Source organism: Paracoccus saliphilus, assembly GCF_028553805.1.
GTDB classification, from domain to species: domain Bacteria; phylum Pseudomonadota; class Alphaproteobacteria; order Rhodobacterales; family Rhodobacteraceae; genus Paracoccus; species Paracoccus saliphilus.
In genome coordinates, this window is sequence record NZ_CP067140.1 from 573,971 (window position 1) to 588,708 (window position 14,738).

Genomic DNA, 14,738 nt, shown 5'->3' on the forward strand with positions numbered 1-14,738 from the left:
CATGACGGTCAGTTGCGGCTGCGGTCGACCATCTTGCCCTTGCTGATCCAGGGCATCATCTCGCGCAGCTTGGCACCGACCTGTTCGATCTGATGCTCGTCATTGATACGGCGCGTGGCCTTGAACATCGGTTGACCGACAGTGTTCTCCTGCATGAAGTCACGCACGAAACGACCGGTCTGAATGTCGGTCAGAACCTCCTTCATGCGTTTCTTGGTTTCTTCATACGGAAGGATGCGCGGGCCGCTGACATACTCGCCATACTCGGCGGTGTTCGAGATCGAGTAGTTCATGTTGGCGATGCCGCCTTCATAGATCAGGTCCACGATCAGTTTCACCTCGTGCAGGCACTCGAAATAAGCCATTTCGGGTTCGTAGCCCGCTTCGACCAGAGTCTCGAAGCCCATGCGGATCAATTCGACCAGACCGCCACAGAGCACTGCCTGCTCGCCGAACAGGTCGGTTTCGCATTCCTCGCGGAAATTGGTCTCGATGATGCCCGAACGCCCGCCGCCGATGGCCGAGCAATAGGACAGGCCCACATCCATCGCCTTGCCCGAAGCATCGTTATGCACGGCCACAAGACAGGGCACGCCACCGCCCTTGACATATTCACCGCGCACGGTGTGACCTGGGCCTTTCGGGGCCATCATGATGACATCGACGCCCGGCTTGGGCTCGATCAGGCCGAAATGCACGTTCAGCCCGTGGGCAAAGGCAATTGCAGCACCCTCGCGCAGATTGTCATGAACGTATTTCTTGTAGGTCTCTGCCTGCAATTCATCGGGCATGGTGAACATGATCAGGTCGCACCATGCGGCGGCCTCGGCGATGCCCATCACCTTCAGCCCTTCGGCTTCGGCCTTCGCGGCGGAAGAGCTACCTTCGCGCAGGGCGATGACCACGTTCTTGGCGCCACTGTCGCGCAGGTTCAGCGCATGGGCGTGGCCTTGGCTGCCATAGCCGAGGATCGCCACCTTCTTGTCCTTGATCAGGTTAACGTCGCAATCGCGATCATAATAAACGCGCATGGTCCAAGTCCTTTCCTGTCTGGTGGCAGAGTTATAGACTTCGTTGATCGTTTGGGATGTTCATTTTTCACGATTTATGCCAGTTTTAATAAGCATTCATGCTCAAAAGGTAAAGAATTGGCAAAATTCATGCTTGACGCAACGGATCGGCGCATATTGCGTCAGCTTCTTGCCGATCCCGACGCCCCCAACTCCGTGCTTGCGGAGCGGGCAGGGGTGACTGCTGCGAGCCTGTGGCGGCGATTGGAGCGAATGCGCGAGGCTGGGGTGATTACCGCCATGCAGGGCCGCATCGACTGGCGAGCCCTGGGGTGGGAGGTCGAGGTGAGTTTACGCTTTACGCTAGACAAGACCAATCCTCGCGCGCTTGACGAATTCATCGCGGCGGCGCGCGATGTACCGGAAGTGACCGAAATCCAGACATTCCTGGGGAGCGTCGACCTGCGCCTGTCGGTGATCGCGCGCGACATGACGCATTGGCAGCAGATTTACCGTGACCGGATCCTGACACTGCCGCATGTGTCCGACAGCGATGCGCTGATGCTGGTTTCGACCATCAAGGACAGTGCGGAGTTGGCGTTATGAGCGGGTTGGACACGACGGATCTGGCGATTCTGAGAGTTCTGGCGGAGGACGCCACCAAGAGCGCAGCCGAAGTGGGGCGTATAGTCGGCATCGGGCAATCGGCCACGTGGCGGCGAATTCGCAAGCTTGGCGAATCGGGCGTTCTCGCCGGGCGTCGGGTGGTGGTGGACAACGCTGCCCTGGGCTTTGGCGTAACTGTTTTCCTGGGTGTTCGCCTTGCGGCCAAGGGGCGGGTTTCACTGGAAGATTTCGAACGTGCGGTAACGGCCATTCCCGAGGTGCAGACGGTTCAGCACGTTCTGGGCCAGTTCGACTATCGCCTGCGGATTACCGCCCGTGACATCAGCGATTTCGAACGTATCCTGCGTAGGCGTATCATGACGCTGCCAGGGGTTGGGCAGGTCGAGGCCAATGTGATGCTGTCGGAAGAGCGGCTTCCGGGACCGTTGGGCGCGCTTGCGCACCGCTGAGACTTGGCCGGGGGCTGTGCGGAAAGCTGCCTATGGCCAAATCAGCCGCAAGCCGGGCGCTTGTCAATCCCTACGCCGAAATACATAAGCAGGCATTGCGAACCGCGTGTGTGCTTGCGGCCTTCGGTCATGTGTATTGAGTAAGAGGGGTAACCAGTTATGGCGACCTACGAACTGTATTTTGCGAATAATCAGCTTGGCGATTTCAACACCGGGGGATTTCCCGGCGGTTTCACTGGAAGCCAGGAACTGGAGATCAATAACAATCATCCCGGAGATCGGCTGGTCGATAGCGGCGCGATCTCAGAGCTTGGCGAAATCACCGGCTGGCGGTTGACCGTTCAGGGCGACGAGGGGCTCGGTTGGGACGGTAATCCGGATGGCACCGGGAATGATGTGCTTCCGGGGGCGGAGATCATTGTCGAGTATTCGACCGACGACGGCGCGACCTGGAACAGCTATACCACGGATATCGGATATCCTGACGCGGCCTATTATGCTCGGCAGGACGAAGAACAGTGGATGGCACTGACAGCCAATGTCCCGAGCGAGGGCGATGGACAATTCGGCTTCATCGCAGCAGATTTCCCGGTAGGTTCAGGGCAGAAACTCCTGACCGACGAAACGGTTCTGGAAATCCAGACCGGCGAATACGCCTTGCCCGGCATTTTTCCCTGCTTCACCGCATCGACCCGGATTTCGACCGCGCGTGGCTCGATCGCGGCGGCCGATCTCGCCGTCGGAGACCTGGTTCTGACCAATGACAACGGTCTTCAGCCGATCCGCTGGATCGCTCAGCGAAAGCTGACCGGGCAGGAACTTGAGGCAAGCCCCAATCTGCGTCCGATCCGGATCAGGGCTGGAGCGCTCGGCAATCAGATGCCGTCTTCGGATTTACTGGTCTCACCGCAGCACCGGATACTCGTACGTTCGCAGATCGCCCACAGGATGTTCGGCACAGACGAGGTATTGGTCGCGGCCAAGCAACTCTGCGAGATCGATGGCATCGATGTGGACGAAGGGGGCGACGAGGTTACCTATGTTCATTTTCTCTTCGATGATCATCAGATCGTGTCATCGAACGGTGCGTGGACCGAATCACTCTATCCTGGCCCTCAGGCTCTCAAGGCTGTCGGTTCCGCCGCGCTGGAAGAGATATATACGCTTTTCCCCGAGTTGAAGGAGGGCGAGGTTAGGCCTGCCGCCCGCCCGATACCGCATGGGCGTCTTGTTCGGCAGTTGGCCAGCCGGCATGTCAAGAACGGTAAGCCACTGGTTGTTTAAGGTTATCAGGGGGCCTTATGTGCGGTGACGATGTGTCCGGAACGTTCCGGGTATCGTCTGCCGTCAAACGAGAAATGACCGCCGAGAAGGATGAAATCCTTCCGGCGGTTTCTCTTTTCAAGACATTGGCCCGATGGCTTTGGGGAAGGGTTTATCCACGATCAAACCTCAAAAGATTTGGGGGGCATCGCTTCCGGCATCGCGTCAATTTCCAGGGAAAGTGGTGGGCGACCCTGGAATCGAACCAGGCGTGGGTCTCCCCGGCGGAGTTACAGTCCGCTGCCGCACCTTGCAGCACGTCGCCCGCCGAGCGCCATCGGCGTGTGGGGGTGATTAGCGGTCTCATTCATGGGCGTCAAGCGGATTTCCAGGGCTTGCGCGATAACGTCCAGACGCGCAGAGAGGGACGTGCAACGAAGGGAAGCGAAATGGCTGACACGCCGCGGAAATCGAAAAAGCCGAACTGGGTCATCGACAAGGAGCGTGCCCGCCGGGCGGCAGGCGCCGAAACATTGTGGCTGTTCGGATTGCACGCCGTACGGGACGCTTTGGCAAATCCCGAACGGGAAAAACTGCGATTGGTCGTGACGCGGAATGCGTTGGACCGTTTAGGTGATCTCCATGGCATGACACCGGAACTGACCGATCCGCGTGTTTTCATGAAAACCGTTCCATTGTCTGACGAAAATGTCCATCAGGGCGCCGCGCTTGAAGTGAAGCCATTGAAATGGGGAAGTCTCAGCGAAGTTGCATTGCGCGAGGCTCCGGGGGAGGCACGACCCTTGCTGGTCGCGCTCGACAGGGTCAGCGATCCCCATAATGTCGGAGCGATCTTGCGGTCAGCAGAGGTATTCGGTGCGCGCGCAGTGATCGCACCTGCCCGCCATTCGGCGCCCGAAACCGGCGCCCTGGCCAAGACCGCATCCGGTGCACTGGAGCGTCAGCCCTATCTGCGGGTCCCGAATCTGGCCGAAGCGTTGAGCCAGTTGAAGCAAATGGGTTTTATCCTGATCGGGCTGGATGGCTCCGGCGATACGGTCCTGCCCGATCTGTTGACCGGGCTGTCTGGTCGGGCCGTTTGCCTGGTCATGGGCTCTGAAGGTCCGGGAATGCGGGAACTGACGATGAAAAGCTGCGATCATATCGCACGCATCCCTTTCGCGGCGGATTTCGGTTCCCTGAATGTTTCGAACGCTGCTGCGGTGGCGCTGTATGTGGCGGCCAGATGATGCTGCATCACAAGCATGCGACATGGCATTCCCGACATTGAGAATCACCTGCCATACTGTCAATGCTTGTGGTTCCTATCATGTTGGTAACCATGAAGCCGTTGATTCTCTCCATATCGCTGATTTTTGCCTCCGCTTTGCCCTCCATCGCGAATGATTGGGCATTGGGAGGATATGACGCTGTCGGATACACCTCCTCCGGTCGGGCAGTTCCCGGGCGAAGCGATATCGCGACGATGTGGAAGGGGAAGTCATGGCATTTCGTGTCCGAAGAGAATCGGACCCGATTCGAGGCCGATCCACGACAATTCGCCCCCGCTTTCGGGGGACTCTGCCCCGTATCGCTTGCCAATGGGCGGAAAGAGCGTGGCGATCCGCGGTTTTTTGCCGTTATCAACCGGAAGCTTTATTTGCTGCGTTCTGGCGCAGAGCTACGCAAGATCACGCAGGCCCCGGACAAGATACTGGATGATGCCCGGAAAACCTGGTCCATGGTAAAGTAAATCCCGAAATTCGCACGGGTTAATCACGAATTCGCGAATATTCTGGAACTTTTTCCGACTGATACCCATTTACATCACAGAACATGACCCCGGAACGGTCATGTTCGGATCACTGTCCCTCGTTCCGCGACTTGCGCCCGGCCAGATTCTGGACCGGGCGCCTTTTCTATGTAAGGTTGACGCTCCATCCTGGCAGAGAGGGAGGCTCGCCTTGCAGATTGACATCGATCAGGACGAACGGATTGCCCAGATTGCTCGTGACACGAAGGTGGTCGCGATGGTCGGTTTGTCGCCCAACGAGGCCCGGCCCAGCTGGGGTGTGGCGCGTTACCTGCAATCGCAGGGGATACGTGTCATCCCGGTCAATCCCGGTCATGCAGGCAGCGTGATTCTGGATGAGCAGGTCTATGCCAGCCTTGCCGATATTCCAGCCGATGCCGGGGTTCAGATGGTGGATATCTTCCGTCGTTCCGAGGCCGTCGGCCCGATCGTCGATGAAGCCTTGGCGCATATGCCCGATTTGAAGGTCATTTGGCTGCAATTGGGGGTCAGGGATGACGCGGCCGCGAGCAGGGCTCGCGAACGCGGTGTCGAGATGATCCAGGATCGCTGCCCGAAGATCGAGTTCCCCCGGCATATCTGACGTCGGCCGCATACCCGGCGGTTTTCGGCGTTCGGTTCTGCCGGCAATGCCTTACAGGACCTTGTCCAGAACGGCTCTCAGCCGTTCGACCGTGCCATCGACATCCTTCAGCTTGTCGAGCCCGAAAAGCCCAAGCCGGAAGGTCGAGAAACCGTCCCCTTCGTTCACGGCGAGGGGGACGCCAGCTGCGATCTGCATTCCTTCGGTCGCGAATTTCTTGCCGGACTTGATCTCCGGGTCCTCGGTATAGGACACGACGACGCCAGGCGCTCCGAAACCGGGCGCGGCGACCGAGCGAACACCTTTTTCGGAAAGCATCGCACGCACGGCATTGCCGAGCTGCCATTGCGCGTCGCGAGCCGCATCGAAGCCCAGTTCCCGCGTTTCCGCGATTGCCGCGTGCAGCCCGACCAGCGCATCGGTCGGCATGGTCGCGTGATAGGCGTGACCGCCATCCTCGTAGGCAGCCATGATGGCCCGCCATTTCCTGAGGTCCAGCGCGAAGCTGTCGCTCTCGGTCTGCTGCAGCCGGTTGGCCGCGGCTTCGGAGATCATGACCAGCCCGGCGGAGGGGGACGCGGACCAGCCCTTTTGCGGTGCAGAGATCAGGACATCGACGCCAAGTGCCTTCATGTCCACCCAGATTGTCCCTGAAGCGATGCAATCCAGCACCATGAGCGCCCCTGTCTCATGCGCTACCCCGGCCATCGCGGCGATATATTCATCGGGCAGGATAAGGCCGGCGGAAGTCTCGACATGCGGGGCAAAGACGACATCGGGGCGGGCCTCGCGAATTTTGGCGACCACTTCTTCAATCGGAGGTGGGGCAAAGGCTGGCTGCGGCTCGTTTCCGGCGGGGCGGGCCATGGCGACGGTGGTTTCACGGGCAAAACCGCCCGCTTCGAGGATCTGGCTCCACCGGTAGCTGAACCAGCCGTTGCGGACGATCAGCGCATGGGCATCGCGTCCAAATTGCCGTGCAACGGCCTCCATCGCGTAGCTGCCGCCTCCCGGAACGATGGCGATCTGATCGGCGCTATAGACCTCGCGCAGGGTAGAGGACAGGTCGCGCATGACCTGCTGGAATTTCTGCGACATGTGATTCAATGAGCGGTCGGTGAAAACCACCGAGAATTCCTGCAGGCCATCGGGGTCGATTGCGGACATGAACGCTGCTCCTTCGTGATCGGTTCGGGCCGCAGGCTATCCTGTCCCCGTCTGCTTTGCCAGCCAACCAAATGGTGCAGCCCCTTGCGGCCACCCCATCCGGACGACTACCTTGCAATCATAGACAACATCGCAGGTCATTCATGCGTATCGGCATACTTCAATGCGGCCAGTCGCCCGCGCAACTGAAGGAAGAACTGGGCGACTATCCGGACATGTTCATGCAACTGCTGGACGGACGTGGTTTCGAATTTCGTGTCTGGCATGTCGAGGGGATGGAATTTCCGTCGGACATCCACGACGCGGATGGCTGGTTGCTGACCGGTTCCCGCCACGGAGCCTATGAGGATCACGCCTTCATCCCGCCGCTCGAGGATTTCATCCGGCGCGCCTATGCCGGGGGAGTGCCACAGGTCGGCATCTGCTTCGGTCACCAGATCATCGCTCAGGCATTGGGTGGCAAGGTGGTCAAGCATCCCGGCGGATGGGTGGTCGGCGCGCAGGATTACGATTTCGAAGGCGAAACCGTAACCCTGAATGCCTGGCATCAGGATCAGGTCGTGACCCTGCCCGAAGGGGCAAAGGTTATCGGGCGCAATGATTCATGTGAGAATGCCGCGCTGGTCTATGACGACCGCGCCTATACCGTGCAGCCGCATCCCGAATTCGATGACGCATTCGTGCAGGGGTTGATGGATACGCGCGCCAAGGGTGTTGTGCCGCAAGACTTGCTTGACGGTGCCGCCAACCGGATGGGCGAGGCAAGGAATTCGGACAAACTGGCCGATCAGGTCGAGGCATTCTTCAAACAGCCCCGGCAACAAGCGAAGGGCGTGGCATGAACAAGCAATGGATGGATCGCACGCCAGAGGCGGCGCGCGAATACCTGGCCGGGCGGCGGCTGGACGAGGTCGAATGCATCGTGGCCGATATTGCGGGCGTAGCGCGGGGCAAGGCGATGCCTGCTTCGAAATTCGCGCGGCAGGACAAGTTCTACCTGCCGAACTCGATCTTCCTGCAGACGATCACCGGCGAATGGGCGGATAATCCGACGGGGGCCTTTACCGAACCCGACATGGTTCTGACCCCCGATTACAGCACGGCAAGCGCCGCACCATGGACGGCGGACTGGACGCTTCAAATCATCCACGACGCAACGGATCAGCAGGGCAATCCGGTCCCCATCGCTCCACGCAATGTGCTGAAACGGGTGGTCAAGCTTTACGAGGACAAGGGTTGGAAACCCGTCGTCGCGCCCGAGATGGAATTCTTCCTTGTCGCTCGCAACACGGATCCCAACCAGCCGATCATCCCGCCAATGGGCCGCACCGGCAGGCGGGCGGCGGCCAAGCAGGCCTATTCCATGTCGGCGGTGGATGAATACGGCAAGGTCATCGACGATATCTATGACTTCGCCGAAGCACAGGGTTTCGAGATAGACGGCATCCTGCAAGAAGGCGGGGCGGGACAGGTCGAGATCAACCTCAATCACGGAGATCCGGTCGCCCTCGCGGACGAGATGTTCTATTTCAAGCGCCTGATCCGCGAGGCCGCGCTGCGCCATGATTGCTTCGCGACCTTCATGGCCAAGCCGATCGAGGGCGAACCGGGTAGCGCCATGCATATCCACCACTCGGTTGTGGATATGCAAACCGGGCAAAATATCTTCTCGGATGCGAAGGGTCGTGAAACCACGGCTTTCCTGAATTTCATCGCCGGAATGCAACGGCATCTGCCGGCGGCAATCGCGCTGTTGGCGCCCTATGTGAACAGCTATCGCCGTTATGTTCCGGATTTCGCGGCGCCGATCAATCTGGAATGGGCGCGCGACAACCGTACGACGGGGCTGCGCGTACCGATCTCTGATCCCGGAGCGCGACGGGTCGAGAACCGGCTCGCGGGGATGGACTGCAACCCCTATCTGGGTATCGCCGCCTCGCTGGCCTGCGGTTACCTGGGACTGCTGGAGGGGGAGGCTCCTCGCGCCGAATATTTGGGCGATGCCTATATGTCGCAAGACGAACTGCCCTATAACTTGGGCGATGCCCTGGATATCATGGCCGAGAATGCCGCGATGCGCAGCGTTCTGGGTGAAGAGTTCACTGCGGTCTATGAATCGGTGAAGCGCAATGAATACAAGGAATTCCTGCAGGTCATCAGCCCGTGGGAACGGGAACATCTGCTGCTGAACGTATGAGGGCCGGGTAAACCACGGTCACTCTGGCTGCCGGAGATTTCATGAACCTGCTTTATGTCAACGATCGGCGTGGCAAGTATCCTGCCAGCCTCTATGCCGATACCAGCACGACGCTTGCTCCCTTCCCGATGCTGATGGGTGAGACACGGGTCGATGTCGCGGTTGTCGGAGGCGGATATACCGGCCTTTCGGCGGCGCTCCACTTGGCCCGGAAGGGCTTCCAGGTGGTGTTGCTCGAGGCGCATCGCGTGGGCTTCGGCGCTTCGGGCCGCAATGGGGGGCAGTTGGGATCGGGCCAACGGCAGGAGGTTGACTGGCTTGAGGCGCAGATGGGCCGGGATGACGCGCGACGCCTGTGGCAAATCGCCGAGGAGGCAAAGGTGCTGGTCCGCTCTCTGGCAGGTGAGGCCGGTGTCCCGATTCGCGACGGTGTGGCCCATGCCTGCCGCAACAAGGCCGAGGTTGAGCACGCCAAGCATATCGCTGATCGTATGGCGCAGCATTACGGTTACCCGGATGTTGAGCCGCTTGATGATCAGGGAGTTGCCGACCTCATCGGCAGCGAGGCGTATATCGGTGGCGATGTCGATTGGGGTGCCGGGCATCTTCACCCGCTGAACCTCGCTATCGGTATCGCGAGGCTGGCGGACGGGGCCGGGGCACGTATCTTTGAGAACAGCCACGTCCATCGCATCACCCATGGCGGAAAAGCCGGAGAGAAAAGCACCGTCCATTGCGATACCGGGAAGGTGATCTGCGATCACGTGATCCTTGCGGGGAACGGTTATCTGGGGGATATCGCTCCGCAGGTCGCTGCCCGCGTCATGCCGATCAATAATTACATCGTTGCGACCGAACCTCTGGGCGTCCGTTTTCCTGAAATCCTGCCGCGAAATCCTGCGGTTGCCGATACGAAGTTCGTGGTAAATTACTGGCGCCTGGACGATGAGCGGCGTTTGATCTTCGGTGGTGGCGAAACCGTAAGCTATCGTTTTCCCGATGATATAGCCGGAGTGGTGCGCCCGCATCTTCTATCGGTCTATCCGCAACTTCGGGATGTTCGATTGACCCATGCCTGGGGAGGGACCTTGGCGATCACCATGAATCGAATGCCCTGTTTTGCACGCCCTGCACCCAACTGCCTCTCGGCCAGCGGGTTTTCGGGGCATGGCCTCGCATTGGCGACGTTCTCGGGGCGGCTGATGGCCGAAGCGGTGGCGGGACAAGCCGAAGGCTTCGATGCCATGGCTGCGGTTCCAACGCGTCCATTTCCCGGTGGTGCGATGCTCAGAACGCCGCTGCTGGTCGCGGGGATGGCATGGTATGGGTTGCGTGACCGATTGGGCTTCTGATCTCTCAGCCTTCGGTTATCCCCATATCCTGCAGAACCTTCTGGCGCACCAGCGCCGAATCCCGATCCGGCACACCCAACAGGCCGGCCACGAGGCGGATCAAAGTTTCCTCGTCAGAGGCCCGCTCGGTATCGGCATAGGCCGTCTCCCACATCGAGCCGATCACATCCACACGATCATCCAATGCAATCCGTTCCTTGACCTGGCGGGTGAAGCGCACGGTATCGGGCGCTTCGGCCTCGATCATCTCTGCCGCGGTGCGGCGTTCCGCGGCTTCTTCCAATGTCAGCCCGCGTCTGCGAGCTAGAATCTGGTCAATGCGTTGTCGTTCGGCCTGTTCGTAATGGTCATCGGAACGGGCAACACGCACCAGAAGTGCGGCAATCGCCACTTCGGCATCCGGCGAAGCCAAGGGCTCCGGATGTGGGTCGTCATTGAAGAGGCGATTCAGGAGGTTGCGAAACATGCTTTAATCATACGGTTTTTCTTCGCAACCACAAGTATCTAGCTGTCGCCCGTCCAACCTTCGACGATCACCAGGTCGACATCGCTGACCGGGTCCCGAAAAGCCTTGGCCCTCTGATACTCGGCGCTGTGATAGCAATCTCGGGCGGCCTGAAGCGAAGGAAACTCGATCACCACGCAGCGCGGCCGCATTTCGCCCTCGACAATGTCCTGCGCGCCCCCGCGAACCAGGAACCGCCCGCCGAATTTCAAGAAGGCTTCGGCGTTGGCCTGGCGATATGCTTCGTAAGCCTCGGCATCATCTATGCTGACATGGCCGATCCAATAGGCTTTGGTCATGCTTCCTCCGGTATACGGATGTGGCCTTCGGCCACCGGGACGGCGCTTCCGCTGATCCTGATCTCACTCAGGCTGCCGTGCCGCAGGATGGCGGTCAAGCCGATCCGCGAGGGGCGGCCCATCTCGACTCCCTGTTGCAGGGGGATATGCGTTTGGTCCTCGGGCAGGGCGCCGCTTTCCAGCAGCTGCGCCGCCAGAATGGCCGAGGCCGATCCGGTCGCCGGGTCCTCAGGAATGCCGGCCGTCGGCGAAAACATCCGGGCACGGAAGCCCGAATCCTCGGGGGTATAGAGATAGGCGCTGTCAACCTGTGCCTCGCCCATCAGTCGAGACCAGAAAGGTTCGATCGGTCGTGCGGCTGCCAGATCAGCCAGGCTGGCAATGGGCACGTAGAGAAAGGCTGGACCGCCTTGCCATATCCCCGGTCTGTGATCCTCGAACCCGACCGCCGCTTCGGGCAGATCCAGAGCCCGTGCGATCAGTTCGGCATCCGTCTTGCCCGGATGCACGACGGGCAGCTTCGGGGCAATGAACTCTGCCTGTCCCCCACGGATCTCGACCGGTACCAGTCCCGCTTCCTCTTCCAGCAGAATCCGCCCGTCTTGCCCGTTGGCCAGATGCAGCGCGCAGCCGATGGTCGGATGGCCTGCAAAGGGGATCTCGGCGGTCGGAAAGAATATCCGCACTCGTGCCGTATTCGCTGGATCGCGCGGAGCCATCACGAAGATCGTCTCGGACAGATTGAATTCGCGCGCGATGACCTGCATCTGCGCAGTGCTCAGCCCATCTGCCCCCATGACCACGGCCAGCGGGTTGCCCGCAAATGGCCGGTCGGTGAACACGTCGTAAACATGATATTCAAGCACGGGCACCCCTTCTTCTTCATCTCAATATCCCGGGGGAGCCGCGCGCAGCGCGGCGGGGGCGGGCAGCCTCCTGACCCGGTTCAGTATTTCTGGGGCACATACAGTTCGCGTGGCAAGACCTCACGTTCGTAGTCGGGGTTGAAGACACGATTGGGCAGCTTGACCTCCTCATGAGGCACTTCGGCATATGGGATCAGCTCCAGAAGATGGTTCATGCAGTTCAGCCGGGCCCGTTTCTTGTCGTTCCCAGGAACGATATACCAAGGTGCCTCGGGGATATTGGTGCGTTCGAACATATCTTCCTTGGCCTTGGTATAGGCCTCCCATCGGACACGCGACTGCAGGTCCATCGGAGACAGTTTCCACTGTTTCAGCGGGTCATGGATACGGATGAGGAAGCGCATCTGCTGCTCTTCGTCGGTGATCGAGAACCAGTATTTCACCAATCGTATCCCGGAACGGACCAGCATTCGCTCGAAATCGGGAACGTCCTGGAAGAATTGCTCGACCTGGTCTTCGTCGGCAAAGCCCATCACCCGTTCTACCCCGGCGCGGTTATACCAGCTGCGGTCGAATAGCACGATTTCGCCGCCTGCGGGCAGGTGCGGCACGTAGCGCTGGAAATACCATTGCGTCTTTTCACGGTCCGAAGGGGCGGGCAGGGCGACGACACGGGCGACGCGGGGGTTCAGGCGCTGCGTGATTCGCTTGATCGCACCACCCTTGCCGGCCGAGTCGCGGCCCTCGAAGAGCACCACGACCTTTTCCTTGTGGTAGCTGACCCAGTCCTGCAGCTTGATGAGTTCCGATTGCAGGCGCAGAAGCTCGTGGAAATATTCCTTCCGCGGCATCTGGTCGGGATGATGGCTGCGATAGATGCGCTTGATCTCGGCCGAAAGGATGGCGTCTTCCATCTCGATTTCGATATCTTCGTCGATCGTGTCCTGAAGCTCGGCTTCCAGCCAGTCCTTTGGTTGTTCGCTCATGATCCTCTCCGGCGTTTCGTCCCCCGTCTAAGGCGGAAATGTAACGGAATTAAGGCCGCGACCTGATCGGTTGTAGTGTCGGGCGACCCTGCCTTACCGCCCGAACCTGGAGGCGCAGCCTTTGGTGACGGCAAGGACGAAATCGCCGCCGTGCCCTTCATCGACAGTGCCGCACCACTCCCCGCCTACGGTGAAAAGGCTTCTGGTGCCGCTGGCCGGGCGATAGGCGATGCGGCGGCCATTCCGGTCGAACAGGTTCAGAACCCCTCCGGCATTGGCGGCATAATAGCCCAGAACGCCGCCATCGGCCGTGATGATAAGCCGTTTTTCATTGGCCGGGTTCGATGGGCGGTTCCCCCATGTGCTGGAGGAGTTTGCAGTGTTTCCGGCCGAGTTCCATGACGCATTGGGTGAATTCGAGGGCTTGGCCGGATTATTCTCGGGATGACCGGGGCCCAGATCGAAGGGAAGTTGGGTGCGATCCAGGATAATCAGCGGGGCATCCGCCATGACCGGGGCAGCGCCCATGAGAACGGTCATGAGAAGGGTAATCAGGCGGGGCATTGATCCTCCATGGGCGAATACCGCAAATTTGCCCGAGACCACCGCGAAAGACCAGTAGGCCGGGGGTCAGAATGAATGAAAAGCCTCGATAAGCCTGTCCCATTCCCGTGAACTGCCGGGTATCCCAAGCCGCAGCCAGCGATCGGAATAGGGAAAGCGCCGGGTCCAGATATGCGCGCGGGCGAGCCGGTCTTGCGCTGCAATCGCGTCTCCGGCGTCATAGAGGCGGAACAGATGGGTGCCACCAACTGGATGCCAACCGACAGACATGGCAAGGCGGTCCAGGCGAAGGCTCGCTTCCGAATGATACATCACCGCCGCATCGGCCCAGCCATGGTCGGCCATGGCAGCTGCGCCGATTTCCAATGCGGGACCGTTGACAGACCATGGCCCCGCGGACTCGGCTATCTGTCGAAGCATGGCGGGGGCGGCGATGACAAAACCAAGCCGTAGCCCTGCCAAGCCCCAGAATTTTCCGAAACTCCGCAGGATTATCGCGTTTTCAGGCAATGAGGGGGCAAGCGACAGATCGGGACGCGGATCGGCAAAGCTCTCATCCACGATCAGATAGCCCGTCTGCCCGGCAAGTTCTGTCAGGAGTTCGGGTTGCCATTCACGGCCGTCGGGATTGTTCGGATTGACCACGACGGCAAGATCGGCCCCGGCCATATCCTCGATCCGCGCGCATTCCGTGATCGTCCAGCCAGCCGAGCGCAGGCTGGCGGCGTGTTCGTTATAGCTGGGCGCAATGATGGCGGCGCGTCCGCGCGGTAGCAGGCGCGGAATAAGTTGGATCGCCGCTGACGCGCCCGCCACCGGCAGGACTGACGATGGTTCGCAGCGAAACCAAGTAGCAGCCACCTCCGTCAGGCGGCGCTGTGCAGCGGCGGTCGGCAGGGCATGCCACGCGTGATCCTCCAGTTCCGCAATCGGCCAGGGTCGGCGGTTGATTCCAGTAGAAAGATCGATCCAGTCGCCCTCTCCATAGCGCGCTGCCGCCATATCGATATCGCCGCCATGATCGCGCCGCATTTCTTGCCTCTTTCGCAGTTTGTCC

The 14,738-nt window shown here is 60.1% G+C and carries 17 protein-coding genes and 1 tRNA gene; 9 read left to right on the forward strand and 9 right to left on the reverse strand.

Annotated features, from left to right (window positions below; genetic code table 11):
- Positions 1-8: 8 nt before the first annotated feature.
- The gene (gene ilvC / locus JHX88_RS02685; protein WP_076522683.1) at positions 9-1,031 is read right to left on the reverse strand and encodes a ketol-acid reductoisomerase; all 1,023 of its coding nucleotides are present in this window, start codon (positions 1,029-1,031) and stop codon (positions 9-11) included.
- Positions 1,032-1,160: 129 nt separating this feature from the next.
- Here ilvC and JHX88_RS02690 point away from each other — a divergent pair, with 129 nt between their 5' ends.
- The 3 genes from JHX88_RS02690 to JHX88_RS02700 all read left to right on the forward strand — a co-directional run bounded on the left by JHX88_RS02690 (position 1,161) and on the right by JHX88_RS02700 (position 3,370).
- Complete coding sequence (locus JHX88_RS02690; RefSeq protein WP_076522684.1) at positions 1,161-1,616, forward strand: Lrp/AsnC family transcriptional regulator; 456 nt, start codon at positions 1,161-1,163, stop codon at positions 1,614-1,616.
- Positions 1,613-2,086: an Lrp/AsnC family transcriptional regulator gene (locus JHX88_RS02695; RefSeq protein ID WP_076522685.1), complete on the forward strand. Its 474-nt coding sequence runs from the start codon at positions 1,613-1,615 to the stop codon at positions 2,084-2,086. Before JHX88_RS02690 ends, JHX88_RS02695 begins: the two co-directional genes overlap by 4 nt.
- A 159-nt stretch (positions 2,087-2,245) precedes the next feature.
- The gene (locus JHX88_RS02700) at positions 2,246-3,370 is read left to right on the forward strand and encodes a Hint domain-containing protein (RefSeq protein WP_084202759.1); all 1,125 of its coding nucleotides are present in this window, start codon (positions 2,246-2,248) and stop codon (positions 3,368-3,370) included.
- 221 nt (positions 3,371-3,591) lie between these two features.
- Here JHX88_RS02700 and JHX88_RS02705 read toward each other — a convergent pair.
- Positions 3,592-3,675, reverse strand: a tRNA-Tyr gene (locus JHX88_RS02705).
- A 123-nt stretch (positions 3,676-3,798) separates the two neighbouring features.
- On the opposite strand from JHX88_RS02705, the gene rlmB reads away from it, so the two are divergent.
- From rlmB to JHX88_RS02715, 3 genes are all read left to right on the forward strand, one after another.
- The gene (gene rlmB / locus JHX88_RS02710) at positions 3,799-4,599 is read left to right on the forward strand and encodes a 23S rRNA (guanosine(2251)-2'-O)-methyltransferase RlmB (protein WP_076522686.1); all 801 of its coding nucleotides are present in this window, start codon (positions 3,799-3,801) and stop codon (positions 4,597-4,599) included.
- A 92-nt stretch (positions 4,600-4,691) separates the two neighbouring features.
- Entirely contained in the window at positions 4,692-5,102 is a 411-nt protein-coding gene (locus tag JHX88_RS22280) for a YHS domain-containing (seleno)protein (RefSeq protein WP_366928650.1), read from the forward strand.
- 277 nt (positions 5,103-5,379) lie between these two features.
- The gene (locus tag JHX88_RS02715; RefSeq protein ID WP_076522965.1) at positions 5,380-5,745 is read left to right on the forward strand and encodes a CoA-binding protein; all 366 of its coding nucleotides are present in this window, start codon (positions 5,380-5,382) and stop codon (positions 5,743-5,745) included.
- A gap of 51 nt (positions 5,746-5,796) precedes the next feature.
- On the opposite strand, the gene JHX88_RS02720 is transcribed toward JHX88_RS02715, so the two are convergent.
- Complete coding sequence (locus tag JHX88_RS02720; RefSeq protein ID WP_076522687.1) at positions 5,797-6,912, reverse strand: aminotransferase class V-fold PLP-dependent enzyme; 1,116 nt, start codon at positions 6,910-6,912, stop codon at positions 5,797-5,799.
- 143 nt (positions 6,913-7,055) lie between these two features.
- On the opposite strand from JHX88_RS02720, the gene JHX88_RS02725 reads away from it, so the two are divergent.
- Genes JHX88_RS02725 through JHX88_RS02735 form a run of 3 tightly spaced genes read left to right on the forward strand, consistent with a single transcriptional unit; the run spans position 7,056 to position 10,461 of the window.
- Positions 7,056-7,754 carry a type 1 glutamine amidotransferase gene (locus JHX88_RS02725; protein WP_076522688.1) on the forward strand — a complete coding sequence of 233 codons (699 nt, stop codon included), beginning with the start codon at positions 7,056-7,058 and terminating at the stop codon, positions 7,752-7,754.
- Complete coding sequence (locus tag JHX88_RS02730; RefSeq protein ID WP_076522689.1) at positions 7,751-9,109, forward strand: glutamine synthetase family protein; 1,359 nt, start codon at positions 7,751-7,753, stop codon at positions 9,107-9,109. Before JHX88_RS02725 ends, JHX88_RS02730 begins: the two co-directional genes overlap by 4 nt.
- A 41-nt stretch (positions 9,110-9,150) precedes the next feature.
- Positions 9,151-10,461: an NAD(P)/FAD-dependent oxidoreductase gene (locus JHX88_RS02735; RefSeq protein WP_076522690.1), complete on the forward strand. Its 1,311-nt coding sequence runs from the start codon at positions 9,151-9,153 to the stop codon at positions 10,459-10,461.
- 4 nt (positions 10,462-10,465) lie between these two features.
- Here the strand turns inward: JHX88_RS02735 and JHX88_RS02740 are convergent, their stop codons facing one another.
- The 6 genes from JHX88_RS02740 to cobD all read right to left on the reverse strand — a co-directional run bounded on the left by JHX88_RS02740 (position 10,466) and on the right by cobD (position 14,713).
- Entirely contained in the window at positions 10,466-10,927 is a 462-nt protein-coding gene (locus tag JHX88_RS02740; protein WP_076522691.1) for a tellurite resistance TerB family protein, read from the reverse strand.
- Positions 10,928-10,965: 38 nt separating this feature from the next.
- Positions 10,966-11,265, reverse strand: a complete 300-nt coding sequence (locus tag JHX88_RS02745) for a DUF1330 domain-containing protein (protein WP_076522692.1) — start codon at positions 11,263-11,265, stop codon at positions 10,966-10,968.
- Complete coding sequence (locus tag JHX88_RS02750; RefSeq protein ID WP_076522967.1) at positions 11,262-12,131, reverse strand: PhzF family phenazine biosynthesis protein; 870 nt, start codon at positions 12,129-12,131, stop codon at positions 11,262-11,264. Before JHX88_RS02750 ends, JHX88_RS02745 begins: the two co-directional genes overlap by 4 nt.
- 80 nt (positions 12,132-12,211) lie before the next feature.
- On the reverse strand, positions 12,212-13,117 hold the full coding sequence (gene ppk2 / locus JHX88_RS02755; RefSeq protein ID WP_076522693.1) for a polyphosphate kinase 2: 906 nt from the start codon (positions 13,115-13,117) through the stop codon (positions 12,212-12,214).
- A 93-nt stretch (positions 13,118-13,210) separates the two neighbouring features.
- Positions 13,211-13,681, reverse strand: coding sequence for a hypothetical protein (locus JHX88_RS02760; RefSeq protein ID WP_076522694.1), 471 nt, complete (start codon positions 13,679-13,681; stop codon positions 13,211-13,213).
- 66 nt (positions 13,682-13,747) lie between these two features.
- A complete protein-coding gene (gene cobD, locus JHX88_RS02765) occupies positions 13,748-14,713 on the reverse strand; it encodes a threonine-phosphate decarboxylase CobD (protein WP_076522695.1) in 966 nt (321 codons plus the stop codon).
- Between the last annotated feature and the right edge of the window lie 25 nt (positions 14,714-14,738).